30 protein-coding genes and 1 pseudogene are annotated in these 25183 nt (G+C 41.9%); 5 read left to right on the forward strand and 26 right to left on the reverse strand.

What is annotated here, in order from left to right:
• Nucleotides 1–93: 93 nt before the first annotated feature.
• The 16 genes from EKC99_RS04045 to EKC99_RS04120 form a co-directional block, all read right to left on the reverse strand.
• Nucleotides 94–864, reverse strand: coding sequence for a CheR family methyltransferase (locus EKC99_RS04045; protein ID WP_163150655.1), 771 nt, complete (start codon nucleotides 862–864; stop codon nucleotides 94–96).
• Nucleotides 865–964: 100 nt separating this feature from the next.
• On the reverse strand, nucleotides 965–1411 hold the full coding sequence (gene ndk / locus EKC99_RS04050; RefSeq protein WP_009373682.1) for a nucleoside-diphosphate kinase: 447 nt from the start codon (nucleotides 1409–1411) through the stop codon (nucleotides 965–967).
• 121 nt (nucleotides 1412–1532) lie between these two features.
• Entirely contained in the window at nucleotides 1533–2495 is a 963-nt protein-coding gene (hepT, locus tag EKC99_RS04055; protein ID WP_009373685.1) for a heptaprenyl diphosphate synthase component II, read from the reverse strand.
• Nucleotides 2496–2506: 11 nt separating this feature from the next.
• Entirely contained in the window at nucleotides 2507–3220 is a 714-nt protein-coding gene (locus EKC99_RS04060; RefSeq protein WP_009373686.1) for a demethylmenaquinone methyltransferase, read from the reverse strand.
• Between the two features lie 25 nt (nucleotides 3221–3245).
• Nucleotides 3246–3896 carry a heptaprenyl diphosphate synthase component 1 gene (locus EKC99_RS04065; protein WP_163150657.1) on the reverse strand — a complete coding sequence of 217 codons (651 nt, stop codon included), beginning with the start codon at nucleotides 3894–3896 and terminating at the stop codon, nucleotides 3246–3248.
• 60 nt (nucleotides 3897–3956) lie between these two features.
• Nucleotides 3957–4184, reverse strand: coding sequence for a trp RNA-binding attenuation protein MtrB (gene mtrB / locus EKC99_RS04070; protein ID WP_004889838.1), 228 nt, complete (start codon nucleotides 4182–4184; stop codon nucleotides 3957–3959).
• Between the two features lie 8 nt (nucleotides 4185–4192).
• Nucleotides 4193–4756 carry a GTP cyclohydrolase I FolE gene (folE, locus tag EKC99_RS04075; RefSeq protein WP_026011659.1) on the reverse strand — a complete coding sequence of 188 codons (564 nt, stop codon included), beginning with the start codon at nucleotides 4754–4756 and terminating at the stop codon, nucleotides 4193–4195.
• A 109-nt stretch (nucleotides 4757–4865) separates the two neighbouring features.
• Entirely contained in the window at nucleotides 4866–5138 is a 273-nt protein-coding gene (locus EKC99_RS04080; protein ID WP_003394524.1) for an HU family DNA-binding protein, read from the reverse strand.
• 252 nt (nucleotides 5139–5390) lie between these two features.
• Nucleotides 5391–6869 (reverse strand): stage IV sporulation protein A, encoded by a 1479-nt coding sequence (gene spoIVA / locus EKC99_RS04085; RefSeq protein WP_009373691.1) that lies wholly within the window; start codon nucleotides 6867–6869, stop codon nucleotides 5391–5393.
• A gap of 125 nt (nucleotides 6870–6994) precedes the next feature.
• Nucleotides 6995–7717, reverse strand: coding sequence for a hypothetical protein (locus EKC99_RS04090; RefSeq protein WP_039938961.1), 723 nt, complete (start codon nucleotides 7715–7717; stop codon nucleotides 6995–6997).
• Between the two features lie 15 nt (nucleotides 7718–7732).
• Nucleotides 7733–7936 carry a DUF2768 domain-containing protein gene (locus tag EKC99_RS04095; protein WP_009373693.1) on the reverse strand — a complete coding sequence of 68 codons (204 nt, stop codon included), beginning with the start codon at nucleotides 7934–7936 and terminating at the stop codon, nucleotides 7733–7735.
• 174 nt (nucleotides 7937–8110) lie between these two features.
• Nucleotides 8111–9130: an NAD(P)H-dependent glycerol-3-phosphate dehydrogenase gene (locus EKC99_RS04100; protein WP_163150659.1), complete on the reverse strand. Its 1020-nt coding sequence runs from the start codon at nucleotides 9128–9130 to the stop codon at nucleotides 8111–8113.
• An 11-nt stretch (nucleotides 9131–9141) separates the two neighbouring features.
• Nucleotides 9142–10452 (reverse strand): ribosome biogenesis GTPase Der, encoded by a 1311-nt coding sequence (der, locus tag EKC99_RS04105; protein ID WP_163150661.1) that lies wholly within the window; start codon nucleotides 10450–10452, stop codon nucleotides 9142–9144.
• Nucleotides 10453–10542: 90 nt separating this feature from the next.
• Nucleotides 10543–10725: a capping complex subunit for YIEGIA gene (locus EKC99_RS04110; protein WP_006319423.1), complete on the reverse strand. Its 183-nt coding sequence runs from the start codon at nucleotides 10723–10725 to the stop codon at nucleotides 10543–10545.
• Nucleotides 10722–11618 carry a YIEGIA family protein gene (locus tag EKC99_RS04115; RefSeq protein ID WP_163150663.1) on the reverse strand — a complete coding sequence of 299 codons (897 nt, stop codon included), beginning with the start codon at nucleotides 11616–11618 and terminating at the stop codon, nucleotides 10722–10724. The genes EKC99_RS04110 and EKC99_RS04115 overlap by 4 nt, the downstream gene beginning before the upstream one ends.
• Complete coding sequence (locus EKC99_RS04120) at nucleotides 11615–12214, reverse strand: YphA family membrane protein (RefSeq protein ID WP_163150665.1); 600 nt, start codon at nucleotides 12212–12214, stop codon at nucleotides 11615–11617. Before EKC99_RS04120 ends, EKC99_RS04115 begins: the two co-directional genes overlap by 4 nt.
• A gap of 101 nt (nucleotides 12215–12315) precedes the next feature.
• On the opposite strand from EKC99_RS04120, the gene EKC99_RS04125 reads away from it, so the two are divergent.
• On the forward strand, nucleotides 12316–12420 hold the full coding sequence (locus tag EKC99_RS04125) for a YpzI family protein (protein ID WP_009373698.1): 105 nt from the start codon (nucleotides 12316–12318) through the stop codon (nucleotides 12418–12420).
• Between the two features lie 45 nt (nucleotides 12421–12465).
• Here EKC99_RS04125 and fni read toward each other — a convergent pair whose 3' ends face one another.
• The 6 genes from fni to EKC99_RS04155 all read right to left on the reverse strand — a co-directional run bounded on the left by fni (nucleotide 12466) and on the right by EKC99_RS04155 (nucleotide 17043).
• Nucleotides 12466–13515, reverse strand: coding sequence for a type 2 isopentenyl-diphosphate Delta-isomerase (fni, locus tag EKC99_RS04130; RefSeq protein WP_163150667.1), 1050 nt, complete (start codon nucleotides 13513–13515; stop codon nucleotides 12466–12468).
• Nucleotides 13516–13527: 12 nt separating this feature from the next.
• The gene (gene rpsA, locus EKC99_RS04135) at nucleotides 13528–14667 is read right to left on the reverse strand and encodes a 30S ribosomal protein S1 (RefSeq protein ID WP_021095022.1); all 1140 of its coding nucleotides are present in this window, start codon (nucleotides 14665–14667) and stop codon (nucleotides 13528–13530) included.
• A 148-nt stretch (nucleotides 14668–14815) separates the two neighbouring features.
• Nucleotides 14816–15397 carry a lysophospholipid acyltransferase family protein gene (locus tag EKC99_RS04140; protein ID WP_009373701.1) on the reverse strand — a complete coding sequence of 194 codons (582 nt, stop codon included), beginning with the start codon at nucleotides 15395–15397 and terminating at the stop codon, nucleotides 14816–14818.
• Nucleotides 15397–16074 carry a (d)CMP kinase gene (gene cmk / locus EKC99_RS04145; RefSeq protein WP_019417631.1) on the reverse strand — a complete coding sequence of 226 codons (678 nt, stop codon included), beginning with the start codon at nucleotides 16072–16074 and terminating at the stop codon, nucleotides 15397–15399. The genes EKC99_RS04140 and cmk overlap by 1 nt, the downstream gene beginning before the upstream one ends.
• Before the next feature lie 75 nt (nucleotides 16075–16149).
• Nucleotides 16150–16329 carry a YpfB family protein gene (locus tag EKC99_RS04150; protein WP_009373703.1) on the reverse strand — a complete coding sequence of 60 codons (180 nt, stop codon included), beginning with the start codon at nucleotides 16327–16329 and terminating at the stop codon, nucleotides 16150–16152.
• 54 nt (nucleotides 16330–16383) lie between these two features.
• Nucleotides 16384–17043: a flagellar brake protein gene (locus EKC99_RS04155; RefSeq protein ID WP_163150669.1), complete on the reverse strand. Its 660-nt coding sequence runs from the start codon at nucleotides 17041–17043 to the stop codon at nucleotides 16384–16386.
• Between the two features lie 128 nt (nucleotides 17044–17171).
• On the opposite strand from EKC99_RS04155, the gene prsW reads away from it, so the two are divergent.
• The 3 genes from prsW (at nucleotide 17172) to ypeB (ending at nucleotide 20153) form a co-directional block, all read left to right on the forward strand.
• Entirely contained in the window at nucleotides 17172–17846 is a 675-nt protein-coding gene (prsW, locus tag EKC99_RS04160) for a glutamic-type intramembrane protease PrsW (protein WP_163150692.1), read from the forward strand.
• A 114-nt stretch (nucleotides 17847–17960) separates the two neighbouring features.
• A complete protein-coding gene (gene sleB / locus EKC99_RS04165; RefSeq protein ID WP_483296092.1) occupies nucleotides 17961–18794 on the forward strand; it encodes a spore cortex-lytic enzyme in 834 nt (277 codons plus the stop codon).
• Between the two features lie 12 nt (nucleotides 18795–18806).
• Nucleotides 18807–20153: a germination protein YpeB gene (gene ypeB, locus EKC99_RS04170; RefSeq protein WP_163150671.1), complete on the forward strand. Its 1347-nt coding sequence runs from the start codon at nucleotides 18807–18809 to the stop codon at nucleotides 20151–20153.
• A gap of 11 nt (nucleotides 20154–20164) precedes the next feature.
• Here ypeB and bioA read toward each other — a convergent pair whose 3' ends face one another.
• From bioA to EKC99_RS04190, 4 genes are all read right to left on the reverse strand, one after another.
• Entirely contained in the window at nucleotides 20165–21529 is a 1365-nt protein-coding gene (bioA, locus tag EKC99_RS04175; RefSeq protein WP_163150673.1) for an adenosylmethionine--8-amino-7-oxononanoate transaminase, read from the reverse strand.
• The gene (gene bioD / locus EKC99_RS04180) at nucleotides 21505–22173 is read right to left on the reverse strand and encodes a dethiobiotin synthase (RefSeq protein WP_163150675.1); all 669 of its coding nucleotides are present in this window, start codon (nucleotides 22171–22173) and stop codon (nucleotides 21505–21507) included. The genes bioA and bioD overlap by 25 nt, the downstream gene beginning before the upstream one ends.
• A gap of 77 nt (nucleotides 22174–22250) precedes the next feature.
• Nucleotides 22251–23231 carry a YpdA family putative bacillithiol disulfide reductase gene (locus EKC99_RS04185; protein ID WP_163150677.1) on the reverse strand — a complete coding sequence of 327 codons (981 nt, stop codon included), beginning with the start codon at nucleotides 23229–23231 and terminating at the stop codon, nucleotides 22251–22253.
• 69 nt (nucleotides 23232–23300) lie between these two features.
• A complete protein-coding gene (locus EKC99_RS04190) occupies nucleotides 23301–24566 on the reverse strand; it encodes a Glu/Leu/Phe/Val family dehydrogenase (protein WP_006319394.1) in 1266 nt (421 codons plus the stop codon).
• Nucleotides 24567–24867: 301 nt separating this feature from the next.
• Here EKC99_RS04190 and EKC99_RS04195 point away from each other — a divergent pair.
• Nucleotides 24868–25183 (forward strand): annotated as a pseudogene (locus tag EKC99_RS04195) (RNA-guided endonuclease TnpB family protein); the annotation flags it as partial.

Raw genomic sequence — 25183 nt, forward strand, 5'->3', positions numbered from 1 at the left:
CATCTCTTTAAAGCGATTATGTATGAATATAGCACATTTTTTCTACAGACGTAACCCCTTAATTATACAGAAAGCGACCGAGTTCGGCCGCGGCTACATTTTTCGATAAAAAAACGTATCTTCCACTTCAAAACCGTATGCAGTCGGATTAAAAATTTGTTCCGTACTACCGACAAAAAATATTCCTCCAGGACGAAGAGCGCGATTAAATTTCAAATATAATTCGTTTTTTGCTTCTTCCGTAAAGTAAATGAGCACGTTGCGGCAAACAATTAAATCGAAATTTGTATCAAACGGGTCAGCCAGCAAATTATGTTTTTTAAATGTGACCGTTCGTTTAATGTCTTCAATAATTTTGTAATGAGATCCTTCTTTGACAAAAAATTTTTTCTTCACATCTTCTGGCACTTCTTGAAGGGAACGTTCCATATAAATGCCGAGCTTCGCCCGAGCCATCGCGTTATCATCAATGTCAGTCGCTAGCACACTGACTTGCGATAACGGCATAAATTTGGACAAAATGATGGCCAACGTATACGGCTCTTCTCCTGTCGAGCAAGCAGCGCTCCATACTTTTAAACGTTTATTTTTTTCAAGAAGTTTTGGAATAATCTTCTTTTCAAGCACTTCCCATCGTTTCACATTGCGGAAAAATTCAGATACATTAATCGTCATGCGATCTAAAAATTCATGAAACAACGCTTGATCATGATTCATCGCCCGAAAAAATTCATCGAAATTTTTAAATCCTTTTTTTTCGTATAGGGAAGTTAAGCGCCGCTTCATTTGCGCTTCTTTATACAGCGCTAAATCAATACCTGTTTTTCGTTTCACGTTTGCAATAAATTGTTGATAATCACTCATACAAAAAACTCCTCTTCCTTTTCTTTCATAAATACAGTATAACGAAAATGTGAAAAAACAGGAATAAAAAAATAAAGATAGGCGTATGCCTACCTTTTTATTAGTATATCCACTCGTTCATCAGTTTGCTGTAAGAAACGAGCTCTTCTTCTTTGAAAAATAGTTGAATTTCGCGCGCTGCGCTTTCTTTTGAGTCAGAACCGTGAATAATATTTTTTCCGACCGTTAAACCGAAGTCGCCACGAATTGTACCAGGCAACGCTTCTTGCGGGTTTGTTTTGCCCATCATTTGACGAGCTGTAGCAATGACGTTTTCGCCTTCCCATACCATCGCGAATACTGGACCGGACGTAATAAATTCAACAAGTTCACCAAAAAACGGGCGCTCCTTATGCTCTGCGTAATGTTGTTCAGCAAGCTCGCGCGATACTTGCATAAGCTTTGCACCTACAAGCTGAAAGCCTTTGCGCTCAAAACGCGCAACGATGTCACCAATGACACCGCGTTGTACCCCATCTGGTTTGACCATTAGAAATGTTCTTTCCATGACGAATTCTCCACCCCTGATACGTTATGTATTGGAATTCACTCCTCCGCAATTATATCACCTTATATGAAAATTAGCAATATTCGCCATGAAAACGATTTAATTTTTTCTTTTCATCCGTCTAATATTTTCGTTTTCCGATATATTTCGCAATGTTATACAATGCTGTCCAAGCGCGGTTGCGCGGCAACTTTTGTAATGTGTGAAGCGCTTTTTGCAAGTAACGATCTCCGAGTTCGTACGATTTCTCAATGGCGTTTGTTTGCTTAATCCCATCAATTACATGCGCCATTTCATGACTTGTTGTATGTTCGTTTACTCGCATAATTTGTTCTTTTACTGCTTGCTCTTTCATCGCATACAAAACAGGGAGCGTCACATTCCCTTGCGATAAGTCGCTGCCTGCTGGTTTGCCGAGCTGTTTTTCTGTTCCGATAAAATCAAGAATATCGTCTGTAATTTGAAAAGACATCCCAACGTAATAACCAAACCAGTATAGCTTTTTATGAACCGCTTCAGGCGCCCCTGCCACGACGGCGCCAAGCTGACAGCTTGCCGCAATAAGTAAAGCTGTTTTTCTTTTGATTCGCTGTAAATAGCGACGCAAATTTTGGTCAAAGCGATATTTGTCGCTAATTTGTTCAATTTCCCCACGACATACTTCGACGATGGTTTTCGCTAAAATATGATGGGCAACCGGATCATCAATTTCACACATTTGTTCAAGCGCTCGAGCGAACAAATAGTCCCCAACGTACATCGCAAATTGGTCGCCCCATTTCGCTTGAATCGTCTCTTTTCCACGTCGCAACATCGCGCCATCAATGACATCGTCATGGACAAGAGAAGCCATATGAATGAGTTCAAGAGCGACAGCTACCCGTTTCATTTTCTCGAAATGATATGTGCCAAACTGTCCACCAAGTAAAACAAAAACCGGACGAATGCGCTTTCCGCCCGCCTCAAGCAAATGTAACGATGCTTCATTGACGAGCGGATCAGACGTTTGCACCGTCATTTTTAGTTGTTCTTCAATTCGGTTTAAATCTCCGTTTAAAAACGAATACATCGCTTTTAGCTTCATCACTATTCACCTTAACGTCCATCAGGTTTATATCCGAGATGCATCGCTGCCACTCCGAACGTATACGGTTTCACTTGTACGCGTACGAAACCGGCTTGGCGAAACATGTCTGCTAGCTCGTCCATTCCCGGAAATTCACGTGCCGACTCTTGCAACCATGAGTATTCTTCATAACTTTTTGCGAAAATTTTCCCAAAAAAAGGCATGATGTAACGAAAATATGCGTAGTACAGTTGTCGAAAACCGATGAGCGTTGGTTGTGACGTTTCTAAACAAACCACTTTTCCGCCTGGCTTTGCGACACGATACATTTCCTTTAATACGGTCATATAGTCGGGAACGTTACGCAATCCGAAACCAATCGTCACATAGTCGAACGTGTTGTCAGGAAACGGTAAGCTCATCGCATTTCCGTGCACGAGCGTCACATGTTGAAACCCTCGTTCTTTCACTTTTTCTTCTCCGACTTTTAACATATTGCGACTAAAATCAAGCCCGTACACTTCGCCACTCGGTCCGACCGCTTCCGCTAATGCAATCGTCCAATCTGCTGTTCCACAACAGACATCGAGCGCTTTCGCTCCTTTTTGTACATTCATTCGTCTCATCGTATCTTTGCGCCATGCGACATGACGTTTAAAGCTAATGACTGAGTTCATACGATCATAATGATCTGAAATTTTTTCAAATACGCGATGAACACGTTCTTCTTTCGACTGTTGCATAAAAATCCCCTTCTTTCAACTGAAATCAAGCGAGGAGATGAGAAAACCGCTCTTTTACCTCTTCATCTATATGAAACGGAAGAAGATCTTGTAGTTTCCGCTTACAGTGGTCGATATAATCCATTGACGCTCCTGATGTCGCTCCATCACGATGCATGCGCTTTAGCGAGAACAAGTAATATGCTAATTCTCCCCATTCGTCAGCATGAACATGCTCTGCAAGCTTACAAAGCAAGGCGGACTCGATGACACCGATGCAATGAAAGCGCTCGAGATCGTTCGGAGATAGTTGCTGTAAACGAATTTTTTGTATATTGATCTCTTTAATCGCTTCAGCAAAGCGACGAATGAGTGAAATGTCACGTCGTCGCGCTAAAAACTCGTAATACAATCCGCTATACAAATCTCCTGCTAGCACTGTTAATTGCTTTTGTTGCATCGTTTGTTGCTCATCTATTTCATCATGGGTGTCAAGGGCGAGCTGAATGAGCATCATGGCAAACACATAATCGAGTGCGATGTTTGCGTCCACTTGAGCCGAACGTAGCATAGAAAGAGCAAACGATATGCGATCTTCATCTACGATGCGTGGTTGTATATAGCGATCGACATACGAATGGGCAATTGCCCGTTGAATGCGCGTTCGTACTTGTTCCATTTGCTGTTGCATATCCATGACTCATCACCCTTGCTTCCCAAAAACTCAAACTTTATTATATCATAAACTGCCTTTACGTTAACGATGATTTTTCGCATCGGATTGAATTTCACCGTGCTGCGTTTGAATAAGCGCTTTTCCGCGCACTTTGATCGCTGATGTATGCTCTGTAAATTGCGCAATAAGCACTTCTCCTTGATCAAGCTTTTCTGAATGATGGAAACGCGTATCTGAACCGCGTGTCAATCCAATGACGTTCACTCCGTCCTCTAACGCTTTAATGACGACATAATCTCCTTGCATCATGATCCCTCCTACTTAATAAGCGCTAATATTTCAGCACGTGCTTTCTCATCTGTTGCAAGCGTTCCACGCACAGCAGTTGTGACCGTTTTCGCTCCTGGTTTTTTCACGCCGCGCATCGTCATGCACATATGTTCTGCCTCAACAACAACCATCACTCCATGCGGCTCGAGCGTTTCCATAATCGCATCAGCTACCGTTGCTGTAATTCGTTCTTGCAACTGCGGACGTCGCGCCACTGTTTCGACTGTTCGCGCGAGTTTGCTTAACCCTGTCACTTTGCCGCCACGCGGAATGTATGCGACATGAGCCACACCGAAAAACGGAACGAGATGATGTTCACACATAGAATAAAACGGAATATCTTTAACGAGGACAAGCTCTTCATGATCTTCACTAAACACCGTTTGCAAATGTATTTTTGGATCTTCATTCAAGCCTGAAAACACTTCTGCATACATTTTCGCCACTCGCTTCGGTGTATCGAGCAATCCTTCGCGATTCGGATCTTCGCCAATCGCTTCTAAAATTAAACGGACCGCCTGTTCGATTTGTTCTACATTCATTTGTTGCATCCTCCTAGCATTCAACTTCACGTAATCCGATTCTAGCATATAAAGATGAAAAAAGGCAAAAAAGAAGAGGTAGCTCGCAACCGGCTACCTCTTGGCTGTATGTAATTTCTTACTTTACAGCATCTTTTAACGCTTTCCCAGGTTTGAAAGCAGGAACTTTGCTTGCAGCAATTTCGATTTCTTCTCCTGTTTGCGGGTTGCGTCCTTTGCGCGCCGCACGCTCACGCACTTCGAAGTTACCAAAACCGATTAATTGCACTTTATCACCGTTTTTAAGCGCTTCTGTAATCGCGTCAAAAACAGCATCAACTGCTTTAGATGCATCTTTTTTAGAAAGACCGCTTGCTTCAGCTACCGCATTAATTAATTCCGTTTTGTTCATGCCATTCACCTCCTCCCAAATTGTATGTATGATATTCAGTTGTTTACACTTTCTATTGTTTCTATACATTAACACGCCTTATATTAACTGATTCTTGCTCATAATTCAACATTTTTTCAGCAAAATCATGCAATTTGCCTATTATTCTCCAAGGAGCCTAACATTTTCTGAATAAAGATTATCATATTGCTCTTTTTCACTGCAAGAGAAAATTTTCGCCTAAAAGCAAAAAAGACCCCAAATGGAGTCTTTTTATAAGATGATGGCAATGAGTCCACCGGATCCTTCATTGATGATGCGCTCTAACGTCTCTTTTAGTTTATAACGCGCATTTTCAGGCATGAGAGCAAGCTTTGCTTGAATGCCTTCACGAACGATCGAACTGAGCGAGCGGCCAAATATATCTGAGTTCCAAATCGAAAGCGGATCGTCCTCAAAATCTTGCATTAAGTAACGGACGAGTTCTTCGCTTTGTTTTTCTGTTCCGATGATCGGTGCAAACTCCGATTCGACATCGACTTTAATCATATGAATAGAAGGTGCTACCGCTTTTAAGCGCACACCAAAACGTGATCCTTGGCGAATAATTTCCGGTTCATCTAAGCTCATATCAGAAAGTGATGGAGCAGCAATGCCATAGCCCGTTTGTTTCACCATGCGGAGCGCATCGGCAATTTGGTCGTATTCTGCCTTCGCATAAGCGAAATCTTGCATTAATTGCAACAAATGATCTTTCCCGCGAATTTCTACGCCGACAACTTCTTTTAAAATTTGATCGTACAGTTCGTCTGGGGCATATAAGTCAATTTCCGCAATCCCTTGCCCCATTTCAATGCCAGCCAAACGAGCTTCATCAATAAAATCGTACTCACTAAATTGTTGAACGACGCGATCGACATCACGCAAGCGCTTAATATCTTTTACTGTATCGCGCACCGCCTCTTGATAGCTTTCACGCAACCAATGATTTTCGCGCAAAACCATGACCCAGTTCGGTAAATTCACATTCACTTCTAACACCGGGAATTCATACAATGCTTCACGAAGCACTTGGTATACATCCGCTTCACGCATTCCTTCCACACTTAACGCTAATACTGGAATATCGTATTTTTCACTTAATTGTTGCTTCAATGTTTCTGTTTCCGGATGTTGTGGACGAACGGTATTAATAATCATGATAAACGGCTTACCCACTTCTTTTAATTCATTGACCACACGTTCTTCCGCTTCCACATAGTTTTCGCGCGGAATTTCTCCAATCGAGCCATCCGTTGTGATGACAACACCGATCGTCGAATGCTCTTGAATGACTTTGCGCGTACCAATTTCAGCGGCTTCTTGAAATGGAATTGGCTCTTCATACCACGGCGTATGAATCATGCGTGGCCCATTTTCATCTTCAAATCCTTTTGCCCCTTGTACGGTATAGCCGACACAATCAACGAGGCGAATATTGACTTCTAATCCATCGTCTACTTTTACTTTTACCGCTTGATTTGGAACAAACTTTGGCTCTGTCGTCATAATTGTTTTTCCTGCTGCGCTTTGTGGCAGTTCATCTTGCGCCCGAGCTTTATCTGCTTCGTTTTGAATATTCGGAATGACAACAAGTTCCATAAACTTTTTAATAAATGTTGATTTGCCTGTTCGAACGGCGCCGACCACTCCTAAATAAATATCTCCGCCTGTTCGTTCAGCAATATCTTTAAAAAGATCGACCTTTTCCAACTGCCTTCCCTCCCTTATATTTAAAACATATGAGGACACTATATGCATATGTCGTTGTCCTAATTGTTTATGACTAAAAAAAATCCCTTCTCTAAAATGTATTTGCTTAGAGAAGGGATCATGACTTATTTCACAAGAAAAATAGGTTCTTTTTTCTTTTCATCAATCGTGTAGGGAAGGGAATAAGCAGGAACAAAAAGCGAATGCTTGACAAGCAAGTCGCGAATATCATCTCCATAGCGATAGTGATGCGCTTCTGATTGCAATTTTTCATACAAATCCATACGGTAGTCGATATAAATTTCTCCCTTGCCGTCAATAATGAGCGGAAGGTTTTTCCCCGAGTATGGGCTCACGACGTGAGGCGGGGCGTCTAAACGAAGTTTTTTATAATCGAGCGTAAATACCCCTTTAGCGAGCACGTCTTTAAACGGCGGATAACCATGGGCGTCTTGATACATGCGAATGCGCAACTTCAAATCGCGAATGGCTTCCGCCGCACGCAAATCTAGCAATTTTACCGTCGGATTTGTTTCTACATCGACAAGAACGTATTGATATACGCCACCGCTTTCAAACGCATTGCCCGGTGGTTCAGCCATATATCGCGGCACAAGTAAATTGAAATCAATCGGATATTTTTGATAAATGGGCGTAGACATATCTCGCGTTTTAATAGGTAACAAACCGCCTGTCGCTTGCCGATATTCATTGACTGCTTGTTGAACACGTTCGACTTGTTCTTTATATGGAATTTGGTTTTGCGTTAGCCGCTCTTGCGGATATAAACACCCAGATAATAATACGGACACGACAACGATCATTACGAAAAATAGCCACTTTTTCATCATTCATCCATCCTTCTATTCTTGCACCGGCCCGCTAAATACGACAAATACAATAATAAGGCCAGCGATGATCATACTTATGTATGCAATCGTCGCTAAAACGATTTTTACCGCCTTATGTTTCACCTTATATCGACTAAAATAAATCGAAAATACAGCAATAAACATTAAACCGATTCCTGTTAACGAAATCCACATTTTTAAAAGACCTGGTGACATTCCTCTCCCTCGCTTTCTCTTAATTGCTGCATAAAAAAGCTGAAGTAAAGCGGGGCTTCTTTACTTCAGACGATGACTAAACATGCACCATCCATTCGAGTCTGAGAATGTTTTCATAGCATTGTATGCAACATGCATAACAAAGCTCTCTTCACATGCCTATTTCAAAGAAAATTATAACGAAATGTTCGCTAAATCTTCAAGTTCTGACGTTTTCCCGCGCGCCATAAGCGAATCGACCGCACTTTTCACATCTTTTCCGTTAAACAAAACATCGTAAAGTGCATTTGTAATCGGCATGTCCACATTCATTTTTTTCGCTAGCTGATAGGCCGCTTTTGTCGTTCGCACACCTTCAACGACCATTCCCATATTTGCTAGCACATCATCAAGCGCATATCCTTTTCCAAGCAAATTGCCCGCACGCCAGTTGCGTGAATGGACGCTTGTACACGTAACAATTAAATCACCGATGCCAGTCAACCCTGCAAATGTGAGCGGATTGGCACCGAGACGGCTACCGAGACGAGCCATTTCCGCAAGTCCGCGCGTCATAAGCGCTGCTTTTGCATTATCCCCATAACCAAGTCCATCCGTAATTCCAGCAGCTAGCGCAATAATATTTTTTAACGCCCCTCCAATTTCTACGCCAATTAAATCTGGGTTTGTATATACGCGGAAATATTGATGATTCATAAATAAATCTTGAATGCGTTCCGCTGCTTCCATATTTTTTGATGACACCGTCACGGTCGTTGGATGGCGTAAACTTACTTCCTCCGCATGACTTGGACCTGATAAAACGACGACATCTTTCAATTGTTCTGCCATTTCTTCTTCAATAATTTCTGAAATGCGTTTATGTGTATCCGGTTCAATTCCTTTACTAACGGAGACGATTGTAATTGGCTGTTTCAAGCACGCACGAACACGCTGCAACACTTCGCGAATCGCTTTTGTCGGAACGGCTAATACAACTGTTTCAACCCCTTCAAGCGCTTGGGCAAGATCGGTATAACCAACAATCGCCTCAGGGAGATGAATATTCGGCAAATATTTTTCGTTCGTATGTTTTTCATTTATTTCATCTATTTGTTCTTGACGTTGTCCCCATAGCCGAACGTGATGTCCGTTATCAGCAAGAACGATCGCTAAAGCTGTGCCCCAACTACCTGCACCTAATACAGTAACCATGTTATCCCCCCTTAATTTCGTGGGCGTGCAATAATTTTAATTGGCGTTCCTTCAAATCCGAACGTATCGCGAATTCGGTTTTCTAAAAAGCGTTCGTATGAGAAATGCATCAATTCCGGATCGTTGACGAATACAACGAACGTTGGTGGCTTTACCGCTACTTGCGTCATGTAATAAATTTTTAATCGTTGTCCGTTATGCGTTGGTGTCGGATTCATCGCCACTGCATCCATGAGCACTTCATTTAATACGTTCGTTTGAACGCGCATCGCGTGATTTTCACTAACCATTTGAATGACTGGAAGTAACTTGTGCAATCGTTGTTTCGTTTTCGCAGATACGAATACAATAGGCGCATAGTCAAGAAATTGGAAATGATCGCGAATTTTTTTCTCAAATTCGTTCATCGTCTTTTCATCTTTTTCAATCGCGTCCCATTTATTCACAACGATCACGACACCACGACCCGCTTCATGCGCATATCCTGCAATTTTTTTATCTTGTTCAATAATTCCTTCTTCTGCGTTAATGACGACAAGCACAACATCGGAACGCTCAATCGCTTTTAACGCGCGCAACACACTATATTTTTCGGTGCTTTCATACACTTTTCCTCTTTTGCGCATCCCTGCTGTATCAATAATGACATATTCTTGCCCGTCGCGCTTAAATGTCGTATCGATCGCATCGCGCGTCGTTCCTGCCATATCGCTCACAATGACCCGTTCTTCGCCTAAAATGGCGTTCACAAGCGAGGATTTCCCGACATTTGGACGACCAATTAAACAAAACTTAATGACATCCGCGTCGTATTGTTTCGTTTCGCGTTTTGGAAAATGGGCAACGACGGCATCTAACAAATCTCCGATCCCTAATCCGTGCGTGCCGGAAATCGGAATCGGCTCTCCGAATCCGAGCGTATAAAAATCGTAAATGTTTTCACGCATGTCTGGATTATCAATTTTGTTTACTGCCAAAACGACTGGCTTATTGGAACGATATAAAATTTTCGCCACTTCTTCATCTGCTGCTGTGACACCGTCCCGACCATTTGTCATGAAGATGATTACATCCGCTTCATCGATCGCAATTTCGGCTTGTTGACGAATTTGCGTTAATAGCGGCTCATCACCAATGTCAATGCCGCCTGTATCAATAATGTTAAACGTTGTATTTAACCATTCTGCGCTACTATAAATCCGGTCGCGTGTCACTCCCGGTATATCTTCTACAATCGAAATGCGTTCCCCGACAATGCGGTTAAAAATCGTCGACTTTCCGACGTTTGGACGACCAACGATTGCTACAACTGGTTTCGTCATATTCTCACACTCCTTCACTAAAATTCGAAACCCGAACAAAAAAGAAGCCCTTCGACTGAAGGGTCTAGCTTTCCCATTTTATCAAAAAAATCAATGTTTCACAATAATGAGCAAATCGTCGCTTAGCGCATGGGCAATTCCGTCTAAAATCGCTTCTAAATTCGCTGCGATTCGTTGCATTTCTTCATCGTTTTCACAAACGAACGTGACGCCACCAGCTACTTTATGTGGTGACGTTGTAATGACGGCTAAAATCATTTTTTCTACAGTCATCGTAACACCCTCCCCGCTTGATTCGTTTCAGATTTCGTCGGCATGCGAATCGCATTTTCTAACGTCGGTACATTGCGAATGATCGCTTTTGCTTTTTCAACATCTTTTTCTTGAGGCAAAATAAAAATACCAACTCGCCCATCATCTAAATCGCGTTTCGCAAGCGGCACAAGCGCTGGTGTGCCTGAATCGCGGTATACGCCTAATGCCGTTGAAATATCGTGTAAAATCGCTTGACGTTGTCCGAGATTAGCGATTGTTGAGCGAGCATTAAAGTTTTTCGGTTTTAAAATAAATCCCATGCCATACCGTAAAATTTCTTCTCGCCGCGCTTCTAAACCGATGTTCATAATATAAATATTGTCAACGTATAATCCCGCTCCTTTGAAATGCGGCTTCACGTATTCTACTTCAACAATATCGCCGAGCCGGCTGCCAGACATCAGTTTACGAGCAACAATAAAGGCAATCGCTGCCGCAACAATTCCAAGCCATATATTACAAACTAAATAAGCGAACGTGCTTAAGAATGACGCGAAAATAACTAAATAGTTCCTTCCTTCAAAAACAATCGCAATTCCTTCAATATACGTTTTTCCGCGCGGGACGAGTTCATACTGGTCAAGCTCATTTAACGTATTTCGCTCCATATTGCGCACATCACGAAACTGTGAGGCGGCGAGCGCTAAAAATGTAATGGCAGCAAACTCTTTTTCCATAATGGCAGGCACTGCAATCGTCCCAAGCCCTGCTGCAATAAAACCTAAAGCAATATGAATAATTTTCCCATGTAAATACGTCGGATATTGACGATAATCTGTTTTTAATAAGTATAATCTCGTTAACACACCAACGGTTACACCAAATAAAATAGGATACGTATATTCGTTCACGTATTAGCCTCCTTTGCTCGCTTTTGAAATCGTGCATCGATATATATCGGTAACTGTTCGAGCCATTTCCATAAAAATAAACATACGGTTGCTAACGCCCATCCATCTAAAAAGGAAAGGGAACCAATCGAATGCGGAAAAGAAAATTGTTTTAACACAAACGCATACAAAAAATCACCTTGACAGCATCCGACCGTCAAAACAAGTAAACGTTCATAAAATGATCGATATAGCGCAAATGAAGCAAACAAAAGCGCAAATGCAAGCAACCATGTCGCTTCAACAAACACCCAAACCGGATCGAACAATAATAAAAAATGAAACGCAGCATACAACATCGTAACACTCGCACTCGCAAAGGAAAAATAAATAAATGCCGTTCCTGTTTGTTTCATGACAAAAGAGTAACTAACAATCAACATCAGTATGTAAGCAAATGAAATGTGAAACGAATAAATCGTTATCTCATGCACAGATAGCGTAATTAACAATAAACTATATAGGCAAATGCGGAAACGAACATGATTTTTCGGAGCGAAAAACGTATAAACAATCCATAAAAACCAAGAAAGCCAATAAAAATAACCTCCTTCCAACCATAACACCTCCACTTTCCATTATGTCTTATTTTTAAAAATTTAATCTTTGTATGCGAAAAAAGGGAATGGAGAAAATAAAGGACTAAGGAGGGATGAAAATGGGGAAAGATCGCCAAGAAAAAAAATTAAAGCAATCGCGTCGTGTCGAGTCCGATCGAGATCCAGCAAAAAATTTTAAAGGAAGTACAAAAACAGAACAGTAAATATAAACATAGGAAAAGGTGTCCTAGAGAGGACACCTTTCTCCGTTATCGTTGGCTATAACGGGTCGTTTCAATGCCACGCTCCCGCAACCAATGATATGTTGCTCCCGTAACGACGAGCGGAACGTTTTGCAAATCAGCAATCGTTCGAGCACCGAGCGCGGTCATGATGAGTGTTAAATCTTCGTGCAACTGATGGATTTCGGCAATTAACGCTTCCACTCCTTGCTCGATCAGAAGGCGCAACATATAGCCAGCCATTCCTACCGCGGAAGCGCCGAGTGCAATACATTTCGCCACATCAAGCGCATTTTGCACCCCTCCGCTCCCAATGATACGAATGCGTTGAACTTCCGCTGCTACTTCCGCAATAGATGCCGTCGTCGTGATTCCCCACTCGTTAAAATAAGCGAGCTGTTTTTCGCGTCGCTTGTTTTCAATTTGCGCAAAATTTGTGCCTCCAAAACCTCCGACATCAACGGCACATACCCCTACGTTTTCTAACTGTCGCGCCGTTTCTTTACTCATTCCAAATCCGACTTCTTTTACGATAACAGGTACATCAACAGCAGACACAATTTGTTCAATGCGTGAAAGAGCTCCACAAAAATTGCGATCGCCTTCAGGCATAACGAGCTCTTGAACGACGTTTAAATGAATTTGAAGGGCATTCGCCTCGATCATATCGATCGCTCGTTTTGCTTGTTCAACCGTTGCTTCGCTACCTAAGTTGGCAAATACAATGCCACGTTTATTGACTTGGCGAATAATTGTAAACGATTGTCGCTCTCGTTCATCTTTTAAAGCGGCCATTTGTGAACCAACAGCCATCGCAATGCCACATTCGTTCGCAACATAAGCGAGCTGCTCGTTAATTTTTGTCGTTTCTTCGCCTCCGCCACCTGTCATCGCATTAATAAAAATCGGCGAACGGAAAGAAAGTTCGCCGATTTTTGTTTGTAAGTCGATATGAGCAGTGGAAATATTCGGCAAGCTATTATGCACAAACGTAATATCTTCAAACCCGTGCAAGCGACGTTGTCCCGTTGAGAGCGCATATTCAATATGTTGTAGTTTTCGTTTTGCACGTTCCACTGCGATCACCGTTTATTTTAATTTTTTTAACTGTTCTCCGATGACTTCACCAATTTGAAATCCTGTCGTCGTCTCTGTTGAAGTTGTATATTCACGATAGTCTTCTTCTACATCTTCTTCAAGCAATTCCCGAATGCTTAACGATAATCGTTTTTCTTGTTCGCTTACTGCAAGCACTTTCACTTTGACGATATCGCCTTCTTTTAGCACTTCATGCGGCGTGCCGATATGCTTTGTTGAAATTTGCGAAATATGAACGAGACCTTCAACGCCCGGCAATACTTCAACGAATGCTCCAAATGGAGCTAAACGTTTCACTGTCCCTTCTAATACATCGCCTTCTTTTATTTTTTGTTCAATTCCATCCCAAGGAGCTGGCAATGCTGCTTTAACAGACAAGGAAACGCGACCGCTTTCTTCATCAATCGCAAGCACTTTTACTTTGACGACATCGCCTTCTTTTACAACGTCTGACGGATGATCTACACGCGTATGGGCAAGTTGAGAAATATGTACGAGACCATCAACCTCGCCGATATTGACGAATACGCCAAAGTTCGTCATGCGCACGACTGTTCCTTCAAGCACTTGACCAACTTGAATCGACTGTAATGCGGCTTTCTTTTTCGCTGCCTCTTCTTCTTCTACAACCGCCCGATGTGATAAAACAACGCGATTTTTTTCACGATCGAGCTCAACTACTTTTACAGTTAATGTACGTCCTTTATAGTCTGAGAAATCCTCGACAAAATCTTTTTCCACAAGCGACGCCGGGATAAATGCGCGAACACCGACATCCGCAACGAGCCCACCTTTTACAATATCTTTCACGACTACATCAAACGTTTCACCGTTTGCAAGCTTTTGCTCAAGCACTTCCCATGCTTGTTCTGCATCTGCTGCTTTTTTCGATAAAATAAGCGCTTCATCTTCTACTTTTTTCACTTTGGCGACGACTGCATCTCCGACTGACAGAACATCGCTTGCTTTTTCGATATGAAGACTTGATAGCTCGCTGATCGGGATAATGCCGACAAGCTTGCTTCCTTCCACATCAATGAGCACTTGTTTGTCTTCTACTTTCGTTACTTGACCTTTCACTGTGTCGCCTACTTCATAGACGCGCACATCGACTTGATTCATCTCTTCCATAGTGAATACCTCCTTACACTCCACACCTGCTCGACGACAGAAATATATGTTCAATGGGCGAACAACAATATGCTCGTCCATTTGACACAAAGAAAAAACTTCCTTTTTTACTAATCTGTATTAAAACATTCATTTTGTCAAGTCATAACTATTGATGTTCATGTAAAAGTTGTTGAATATGTTCCATAATCACGGCCGTCACTTCATCGGCACTCGCTTTTCTTTCTCGCCATGGTGTAAAGTCAATTGGGGCACCGTATACAACTTTTAACTTTTTTCCAATACGATAAGGACCGACAATCGCACAAGGCACGACAACCGCATCGCTACGCAATGCAAAAAATCCTGCCCCCGCTAGCCCTTTTTTCAACTTTCCATCCTTACTTCGCGTTCCTTCAGGAAATAACCCGAGTACATGTTTCTCTTTTAATAAAGCTAATCCTGTTCGCAACGCTTCGCGATCACCCATTCCGCGACGAACGGGAAACGCATGCAAGCGAGAGACGAGTTGTTTAACGATAGGGGTGCGAAACAGTTCTTCTTTTGCCATAAAATGAACCGGGCGCGGACATGTAATACCAACAACCGGCGGATCTAAGTTGCTAATATGATTCGCGCAAATGATAACCGCACCTTCTTTTGGAATATGTTCGACTCCACTAACTTCAATACGATACAGTGGAGTAAGCACTTGTTTCACGAGCGCGCGGGCAAACGTGTAAAAACTCACTACCCCTTCACCCTTTCTTGAACAATACGCATAATGCGATCAACAACTTCATCAATGGATAGCGATGTTGTATCAATTTCAATGGCGTCTTCTGCTTTTTTTAACGGAGCGACACTACGTTCAGAGTCAATTCGATCACGCTGAGCAATTTCTTCTTTGAGTTGCTCTAAATTAGAAGGGATGCCACGCGCCACGTTTTCTTCATGACGACGTTTTGCCCGTTCTTCCACAGAGGCGAGCAAAAAAATTTTTACTTCAGCGTGTGGCAACACGTGCGTACCAATATCGCGACCGTCCATCACAACACCGCCATGCTGCCCTAGCTCACGTTGGCGTTTTACCATTTCTTCTCGCACTGCCGGATGTTTAGCGACATACGATACGTTGTTTGTCACATCGTTTTTTCGAATCGCCTCCGTTACATCTTCACCGTTTGCCAATACAAGCTGTCCGATTGGAGACGGCTTTAATTCAATATATGTATCATGAAGGACGTTCATTAATTGTTTTTCATTATGAACATCTACTCCGCGCTGAAGAGCGCAATATGTTAAGGCGCGATACATCGCTCCTGTATCAATATAAACGTAAGATAATGCTTCAGCTAACCGTTTCGCGACCGTGCTTTTTCCAGCAGCTGCCGGTCCGTCAATCGCGATCGAAATTTTCTTTTCCATACTGCCTCCTATACATCGTTTTGTTTTCAACAAAAAAGCAGGAACACTCCTGCTTCTTATATTGTATCATACCGTTTATCGTTGGTCGAATGTTTCAATCGTTTTCGTAGCGGAATTTTTCATTACCCCTTCGTAATGAATGACTTTCACAATATAAGGAGCAATGGACGAATAAGAAACGACAAACTGAGCAATAAATAAAAAAATAAATTGAATGATCGCTAGCTTCCATAACATTCGTTCAATTGTCTTCATTCGTTTCTCCCTCTCTAATTTTTTTATTTTTATTATGGGAGAAAACGGCTATATTTATGCGTCCAACTGTTCTTTTTTCCTCGTTTCCAGCTGTTTTTCAAAGCTGTAACGAATCAATGTCAGACGATCTACATCGTTCACTTCCAAAAATTCTAAAGAGGCTTTTAAAACATTTTCTTCAAAAATGCGAACAACGCGTGCAGGAAAATGTAAATAGTGATAATCTCCTGAACGCATATGGAGCACGAGCCAAATGTCAATCGTCATCCCATGTTTTACCCCTGTTTCATTGTTTGGCAATACAATGGCTGCACCACCCGCACTGATATCACTTGTAACGGTCGTAAACGGGGCAAATTCGTCATTGAGCGGATGAACAGCAACATCTACAATCGCATCGACACGTAAAAACTGACGACGTTGAATACGAATAAGATGCTGATCTCCAGGATATGACAAAATAAGAAGCGGAATATTGCGCTTTGTTCGGCCTAACACTTCTGCTTCAAACGCATAAACCGCTTCATCTTCCCCGACAAAACTTACTTTTAATTGCGTTCCGTCGAGCAAAAATGCGGTGCGATTCGTGCTCATATCAATCGGATAATCAATGTAAATTTTCCCTTCTTCCATTTCTGCTACTTTACATTTATATTTTTCCATTTTTTCGCTATATTTCGGTTCAAGCGTTAACGGCACCCCTATTTTAATCAACGTGTAAATCCCCCTCGCTAAAAACAGTTCTTTCTTTATTGAAAAATACACCTCATAGCATTTTCAATTTGACAATAACATGATACCATCAAAATGAAAAGAAAAGAATTGGGAACGAGGAAAAAATGATGTGGGCTATTATTTCTGCAGGGATTGCTCCCGGATTAGCGCTGCTCAGTTATTTTTATTTAAAAGATGAATACGAAACGGAACCGTTATCACTCGTTTTACGCATGTTTTTATACGGTACGTTTTTAGTGTTTCCACTCATGTTTATTCAACACGTATTAAAAGTTGAGCATATGCTCCCAAACGCCTTTGTTGAAGCGTTTTTATCAACAAGTTTGCTAGAAGAGTTTTTTAAATGGTTTGTGTTTTACTATGCGATTTATGACCATCGGGAATTTAACGAGCCATATGACGGCATCGTTTACGGAGTAAGTGTATCGCTCGGATTTGCTACGCTTGAAAACATTTTATATTTATTTGCAAATGGCGTTGAATTTGCGGTTACGCGCGCTCTTTTACCTGTATCAAGCCATGCGTTGTTTGGTGTCATTATGGGCTTTTATTTAGGAAGGGCAAAATTCGGTTTACCTGAAAAAGAAAAAAACTATATATGGTTATCTTTTCTCCTTCCGTTTTTCTTTCACGGCATATACGACTATATTTTATTAACGCAAGAACGTTGGATATATTACATGCTTCCGTTTATGATTTTTTTATGGTGGCTCGCTTTGCGAAAAGTCAAACTTGCGAGAGGGATGACGATCGAGATGACCCAATCATCAAGCCAGGCGTAACGCTTGGCTTTTTTTATTTATGCAAGTCCTTTCGCTTTTCTTATGTATAAAAACGTTATTGTGACAAAAAATAGCGTCAAAAGGTATTGTTTACACATCAAGGGAGGAGTCACAATGCGCAAATGGTTCATTTGTTTATTTTTGATTTTTTCATTTAGTTATACATCGCAGGCGCACGCGTTTTCCAAACAAGTCATCCAACGCGGAGCTGTCGGCGATGATGTCATTGAACTACAAGCACGATTGCAATATCTCGGCTTTTACAGAGGGAAAATTGATGGAGTGTTCGGTTGGCGAACGTATTGGGCACTAAGAAACTTTCAATACAAATTTAAATTGCCTGTCGATGGGTTAGCAGGAGACACGACGAAGCAAAAACTCGTACGCGCATCAAAATATTACAAATCATTTGTTCATAACAATTTGCGAAAAGGACATACGTTTACTCATTACGGCGGCGTCCCGTTAAGCAAACAAGTGAAAGCACGTAAAACAAACAAAAAAAATCAAGCCGCTGCTACAAAAGCGACAAATACAAAACAAATGGCTGTAAAGCGCGTCAAATCCGCTGCAGTAAACGTTCCAAACGGATTCTCACAAAACGATATACAGCTTATGGCAAACGCTGTACACGGTGAAGCACGCGGGGAACCATATATCGGACAAGTGGCTGTTGCCGCAGTCATTTTAAATCGCATCAATAGCCCTTCGTTTCCAAACACCGTCGCTGGCGTTATTTTTGAGCCAGGAGCGTTTACAGCTGTCGCAGACGGACAAATTTGGCTCACCCCAAACGAAACGTCTCGCAAAGCGGTACTTGATGCGCTAAACGGATGGGATCCATCAAGCGGAGCGTTATATTATTTTAATCCACATACAGCGACAAACGGGTGGATTTGGAGCCGTCCGCAAATTAAACGAATTGGAAAACATATTTTTTGTAAATAGGAGGGGAGTTTTTTGCTACGAATTTTACTTATTGGAGCACTATCGATCGGCATTGCTGGCACAGCCTATTGGGGATATCGCGAGCATCAACAAAAAAATGCGATTTTAATTCATGCAGAAAACAATTATCAACGCGCATTTCATGATTTAACATATCAAATCGACTTACTTCATGATCAAATTGGAACAACGCTTGCGATGAATTCCCGCCAATCGCTGTCACCAGCACTTGCGGAAGTGTGGCGTCTTGCGTCAGAAGCACATGCAACAGTTGGGCAACTTCCGCTCTCACTTTTACCGTTCAATAAAACAGAAGAGTTTTTGTCTAATATTGGCTCATTCAGCTACCGTGCAGCTATTCGCGATTTAGATAAACAGCCATTGAACGCTGAAGAATATAAAACGTTGCAACAACTATATAAAAAATCTGCTGACATTCAACAAGAGTTGCGAAATGTACAGCATCTCGTATTAGAAAATAACTTGCGTTGGATGGATGTCGAATTAGCGCTTGCGACAAACAATCGCCCAAATGACAACACCATTATTGATGGATTTCAAACGGTAGAGAAAAACGTTCAATCTTATAACGAAACCGACTTCGGTCCGTCGTTTACAAGCATCGAAAAGAGGACGAAAGGGTTTGAACATATTTCTGGGAAAAAGATTACAAAAGAAGAAGCAAAGCAAATTGCAAAAACGTTTCTCGGTTTAAAAGGAAATGAGGACATCCAAGTCGTTCATAGCGGAGAAGGAGCAAGCGATGCTTTTTATAGTGTAACGATTAAACATCCGAAAACAAAAAGCGAAACGTATATGGATATTACCGAAAAAGGAGGATATCCGATTTGGGTCATTGAAAACCGCCCCGTCAATAAACAAAACATTAGTTTAAATGAAGCAACGATGCGCGGGCTTCAGTTTTTAAAACAACATAAATTCAACAACTTCGAATTGTACGAAAGCACACAATATGATCATGTCGCTGTTCTCACATTCGTCACAGCAAAAGATGGCGTTCGTATTTACCCTGAATCCATTAAAATGAAGATTGCATTAGACGATGGAAACATTATCGGCTTTTCTGCTCGCGATTACTTATCGTCGAAACGCGAACGGAAAATTCCAAAACCATCTATTTCTATTGAACAAGCACGAAAAAAAATGAACCCAAATGTCACCATTATGGAAGAAAGAAAAGCGATCATTATGAACAATATGAATCAAGAAGTGCTTTGCTATGAGTTTTTAGGAACGCTCGGAGATGACACGTACCGCATTTTTATTAATGCGCAAAATGGGATTGAAGAGAAAGTGGAGAAACTTCAAAATCCTGAACCTATATATGGTGAAATATAAGGGGCTGACAATTAGCCCCTTTTTTCTGTCGTTTCAATAATCGCCTCTTTCATGATCGCAATCATCGCCTCTAACTGCTCAAACGTACTCGCTAACGGCGGCATGAAGACGATCACATCGCCAAGCGGACGTGTTAACATCCCTTTTTCTCTCATTTTTAACGTTGTTTTATATCCCATCCGTTCCGTCCACGGATACGGTTCATGTGTATGTCGATCGCGCACAAGCTCGATGCCGCACATAAGCCCAAGCTGTCGCACATCACCGACATGATTCAGTTCAGTAAAAGATGCGAGCTGTTCGGCAACGAATGTAGCTTTTTGCTCTATTTGTTCAATGAGTCGCTCGCGCTCAAAAATTTGTATATTTGCTAAAGCAGCGGCACAGCCAAGCTGATTTCCTGTATAAGAATGTCCATGAAAAAACGTTTTAAACTCCGTATAATCGCCATAAAACGCCTCATAAATCGTTTCGGTCGTCAACGTAGCGGCAATCGGCAAATAACCACCTGTAATTCCTTTTGCAACAGTCATAATATCCGGTTTCACGTCTTCATGTTCAATAGCAAATCGTTTTCCTGTTCGTCCAAATCCAGTGGCCACTTCATCGACAATGAATAAGATGTGATAACGGCGGCATAATTGCTCTACCCCTTTTAAATACCCCGCTGGCATGACATGCATGCCGCCCGCTCCTTGAATCATCCCTTCAACAATAATTGCAGCAATTTCTTCATGACGTTCGGCTAGTAACGTTTCTAATGCGTGCAACGCTTCATCACGCACAACGTTTGGATCGTTGCTCGAATGGCGATAGACGAGCGGAAACGGCGCTTTATAGCTTGTAAACATGAGCGGTTCATATACGGTATGAAAAAGATCAATCGCCCCGACGCTAATGGCGCCGACTGTATCTCCGTGATACCCATTTGTCAATGTGACAAATTTTTGTTTTTTATGTTCTCCGATGTTTCGCCAATATTGAAAGGCGATTTTGAGCGCAATTTCTACAGCTTCCGCTCCGCTATCTGAATAAAACACGCGCGTCAAATGACTTGGCGTCCATTCAATTAATTTTTCTGCCAATGCAATCGCAGGAATATTCGCCGCGCCTAAAAGCGTCGAATGGGCAATTTGCTCAAGTTGGGCGCGAATCGCATCATCAATTTCTTTTTTGCGATGTCCATGCACGTTGAGCCAAAGTGATGAATATCCATCATAATATGTTTTTCCGTTCACATCTGTTAAAAAAATTCCTTCCCCGCTTTCAATGACGAGCGGATGTTGTTCATAATCTTTCATTTGCGTAAACGGCAACCATAAGTATGTTTTGCTTTTTTCGATCCACTCGTTCATTGCCACCATTCCTTTCTCCATACAATGTCACTATAAGAAACGCTTGTCATATGCGGGATTTCACCAATCACCGGAACACCTGTCATCGTTTCAATCATCCGTATGTTGTCTTGTTCGATTTCATTTTTCGGTGTAGAAAAGCCGTTCATCACAATGCCGGCAATTTGCAGTCCAAACGCTTTCGCATATTCCACCGTTAACACCGTATGGTTAATCGTTCCGACGCTCGCTCGCGCAACGATAATGAGCGGAAGCGATAACAATTGAGCTAAATGAGCAACGAGAAATGATTCGTCAACGATCGGAACAGCAATTCCTCCCGCCCCTTCGACAAGCACGAAATCATACGTTTGTTGCAGCTTTTGCATATGCGCCACAATCCGTTCCGGCTCTATAGTTACCCCATCGATTTTGGCAGCTAAATGCGGAGAACAAGGGGTTTTCAATATATATGTACATCCTTCTTCATCGGTGACATCGATGATTTTTCGATACATGTCCACATCAGGTGCAATCCATTTTCCCTCTTTCCATTGCGCTCCGCTTTGAACAGGTTTATAAGCCGTTGCACGTATACGTTTATCGATCAGGGTGCGCAACATACAAGTGGTGACAAATGTTTTCCCTACATCTGTATCTGTACCTGTAATAAAAAATCCTCTCATCCTCTTCCCCCTCCTTTTTGTTAACTTATATTTTATTATAGTTAACAAAAAGAAACAATAAAAAAAGCGTCCGAAAATTATTCGGACACTTTTCCCTCTCTTTTTGCGATGCACGCAGCAATTAGATCGCCATGAAAGCGACCGTTTTCAATAAAAATTTCATTCGCGTTATTTCCAGCGGCAATGACACCGGCAATAAAAATACCTTCCACATTCGTTTCCATCGTTTCTGGATGATACATCGGCCGCCCTGTTTCAGCATCGATATGAACGCCCATTTTCCTTAAAAAATCATGGTCAGGATGATAGCCTGTCATTGCAAAAACGAAATCGTTTTTGATTGACTTCACTTCATCGCCAACGCGATAAATAACCGCGTCTTCCGTAATTTCTTGCACATGGGCGTTAAATTCCATTTGAATGACCCCTTGGCGTACAAGCGAGTCAAATTCGGGCAAAATCCACGGTTTGATGCTCGAAGAATATTGTGAGCCGCGATATAATACGGTGACGCGCGCCCCTGCTTTCACGAGTTCTAATGCTGCATCGACGCTTGAGTTTTTTCCACCAATGACGACGCAATCTGTATTGTAATAAGGATGTGCTTCTTTAAAATAATGCGTCACTTTCGGCAAATGTTCCCCAGGCACGTTCATATAGTTTGGGTTGTCATAATATCCTGTCGCAATCACGACGTACGTTGCTTCGTACGTATCTTTGCTCGTTTCAATGATGAACGTTCCATCCGCTTGCTTCGTGACACGCTCTACTTTTTCAAACGCATGAACGCGAATGTTTTTTCGCGTCACCACTTCACGATAATAAGCAAGCGCTTGATTCCGTTTCGGCTTTCGATTTTCTGTAATAAACGGCACGCCACCAATTTCTAACCGGTCACTCGAACTAAAAAAAGTTTGATGTGTCGGATAGTGGTATATGGAATTCACGATATTTCCTTTTTCAATGACAAGCGGTGAAAAGTGCGCGTTTTGTAATGCGATCGCAGCAGCTAATCCACACGGTCCTCCACCAACAATAATGATTTGTTCTTTTTTCACTTGATGCTCACCTCAACGAAAAATCTCCTATCATACAATGATAGGAGATTTTTCGCATTCGTGCAAATATTAAATCCAGCCACGGAAACGGCACGCTTCCGCCATTTTCCGCACCCCGACCATATATGCAGCTAAACGCATATCAACGCGACGTGTTTGCGACGTTTCATATACGTTATTGAACGCTTTTACCATCACTTTTTCAAGCTTTTCTTCCACTTCTTCTTCCGTCCAATAATATCCTTGGTTGTTTTGTACCCATTCAAAGTAAGAAACGGTGACTCCACCAGCGCTTGCTAGGACGTCAGGAACTATTAAAATTCCGCGTTCTGTTAAAATTTCTGTCGCTTCTAATGTCGTCGGACCGTTTGCGGCTTCAACGACAATTTTCGCTTTAATGTTGTGCGCATTTTCTTCTGTAATTTGATTCTCAATCGCTGCTGGAACTAAAATGTCACAATCTAATTCAAGCAGCTCTTTATTTGTAATTGTATTTTTAAATAGTTTCGTCACCGTACCAAAGCTGTCGCGACGATCTAATAAGTAATCAATGTCAAGACCGTTTGGATCATATAAACCGCCGTATGCATCGGAAATGCCGATCACTTTCGCTCCCGCATCGTGCATAAATTTCGCTAAATAGCTTCCAGCGTTACCGAATCCTTGCACAACAACACGCGCGCCCTTTAAGTCAATGCCGCGCTTTTTCGCTGCTTCACGAATACAAATCGTAACCCCTTTGGCCGTGGCCGTTTCACGACCGTGTGAACCACCTAACACAAGCGGTTTTCCGGTAATGAATCCCGGTGAGTTAAATTCATCAATGCGGCTATATTCATCCATCATCCACGCCATAATTTGTGAATTCGTAAACACATCGGGTGCAGGAATATCTTTTGTTGGACCGACGATTTGGCTAATGGCGCGAACGTAACCACGACTGAGTCTCTCTAGCTCACGGAATGACATCGTACGAGGATCACATACAATTCCGCCTTTTCCACCGCCATACGGCAAATCGACAATGCCACATTTTAAACTCATCCAAATGGAAAGTGCTTTCACTTCGCGTTCTGTTACGTTCGGGTGAAAGCGAATACCCCCTTTAGTTGGACCGACCGCATCGTTATGCTGTGCACGGTAGCCAGTAAACACTTTCACTGAGCCATCGTCCATGCGCACCGGAATTTTCACCGTTAACATGCGCAACGGCTCTTTTAACAGCTCGTATACTTCTTCAGGATATCCGAGCTTTTCAAGCGCTCTATGTATGACGATTTGCGTCGCTCGTAGGACATCATGTTTTTCTTCGTTGGTATGCTTTTCGGCTACCATTTGTAAACCTCCCATGACCTTTTGTAAAATATTGTCCGCCCTTCATGTCATAGTATACACCTTCTATGCGCATATGCAAAGAAGTTTTTATCGATTTTTTGTAATCGTTTTCAAAAAAATCGATCATTCACATCATTATACGAAAGCGATATGGTTCTGTTTTTTAATTCAATCATAAAAATATATTAAAAATTTGAAAAAATATATTTGAGATCCCACTTCTTTCGTGATTATCTTTACATCTTATTGCATGGTTCTCTTATGAACATGTATAGTATAAAGAGAAAGCGAGGTGAACAACGTGAATCGAGTGGAAAGGCACATCATTTATCCAAACCATCCGTATTATCCGATGCTCGACGAGTATTGTTTTCGATCAAAAAACTTGTACAACTTCGCTAACTATCAAGTCAGGCAAACGTTTTTTCAACACGGCACGTATCTTTCTTACAACAAGCTAGACAAGCTGCTGAAAACAAAAGGGATGGATGCAGACTATCGAGCGATGCCAATGGCTCAATGTGCCCAACAAACGTTAAGAATGTTGCATCAAAATTGGCAATCATTTTTTAAGTCGATGAAAGATTGGGCAAAAAACAAAGACAAATATACAGGCA

The organism is Anoxybacillus sp. MB8 (assembly GCF_011006755.1).
Classification (GTDB): Bacteria; Bacillota; Bacilli; order Bacillales; family Anoxybacillaceae; genus Anoxybacillus; species Anoxybacillus gonensis.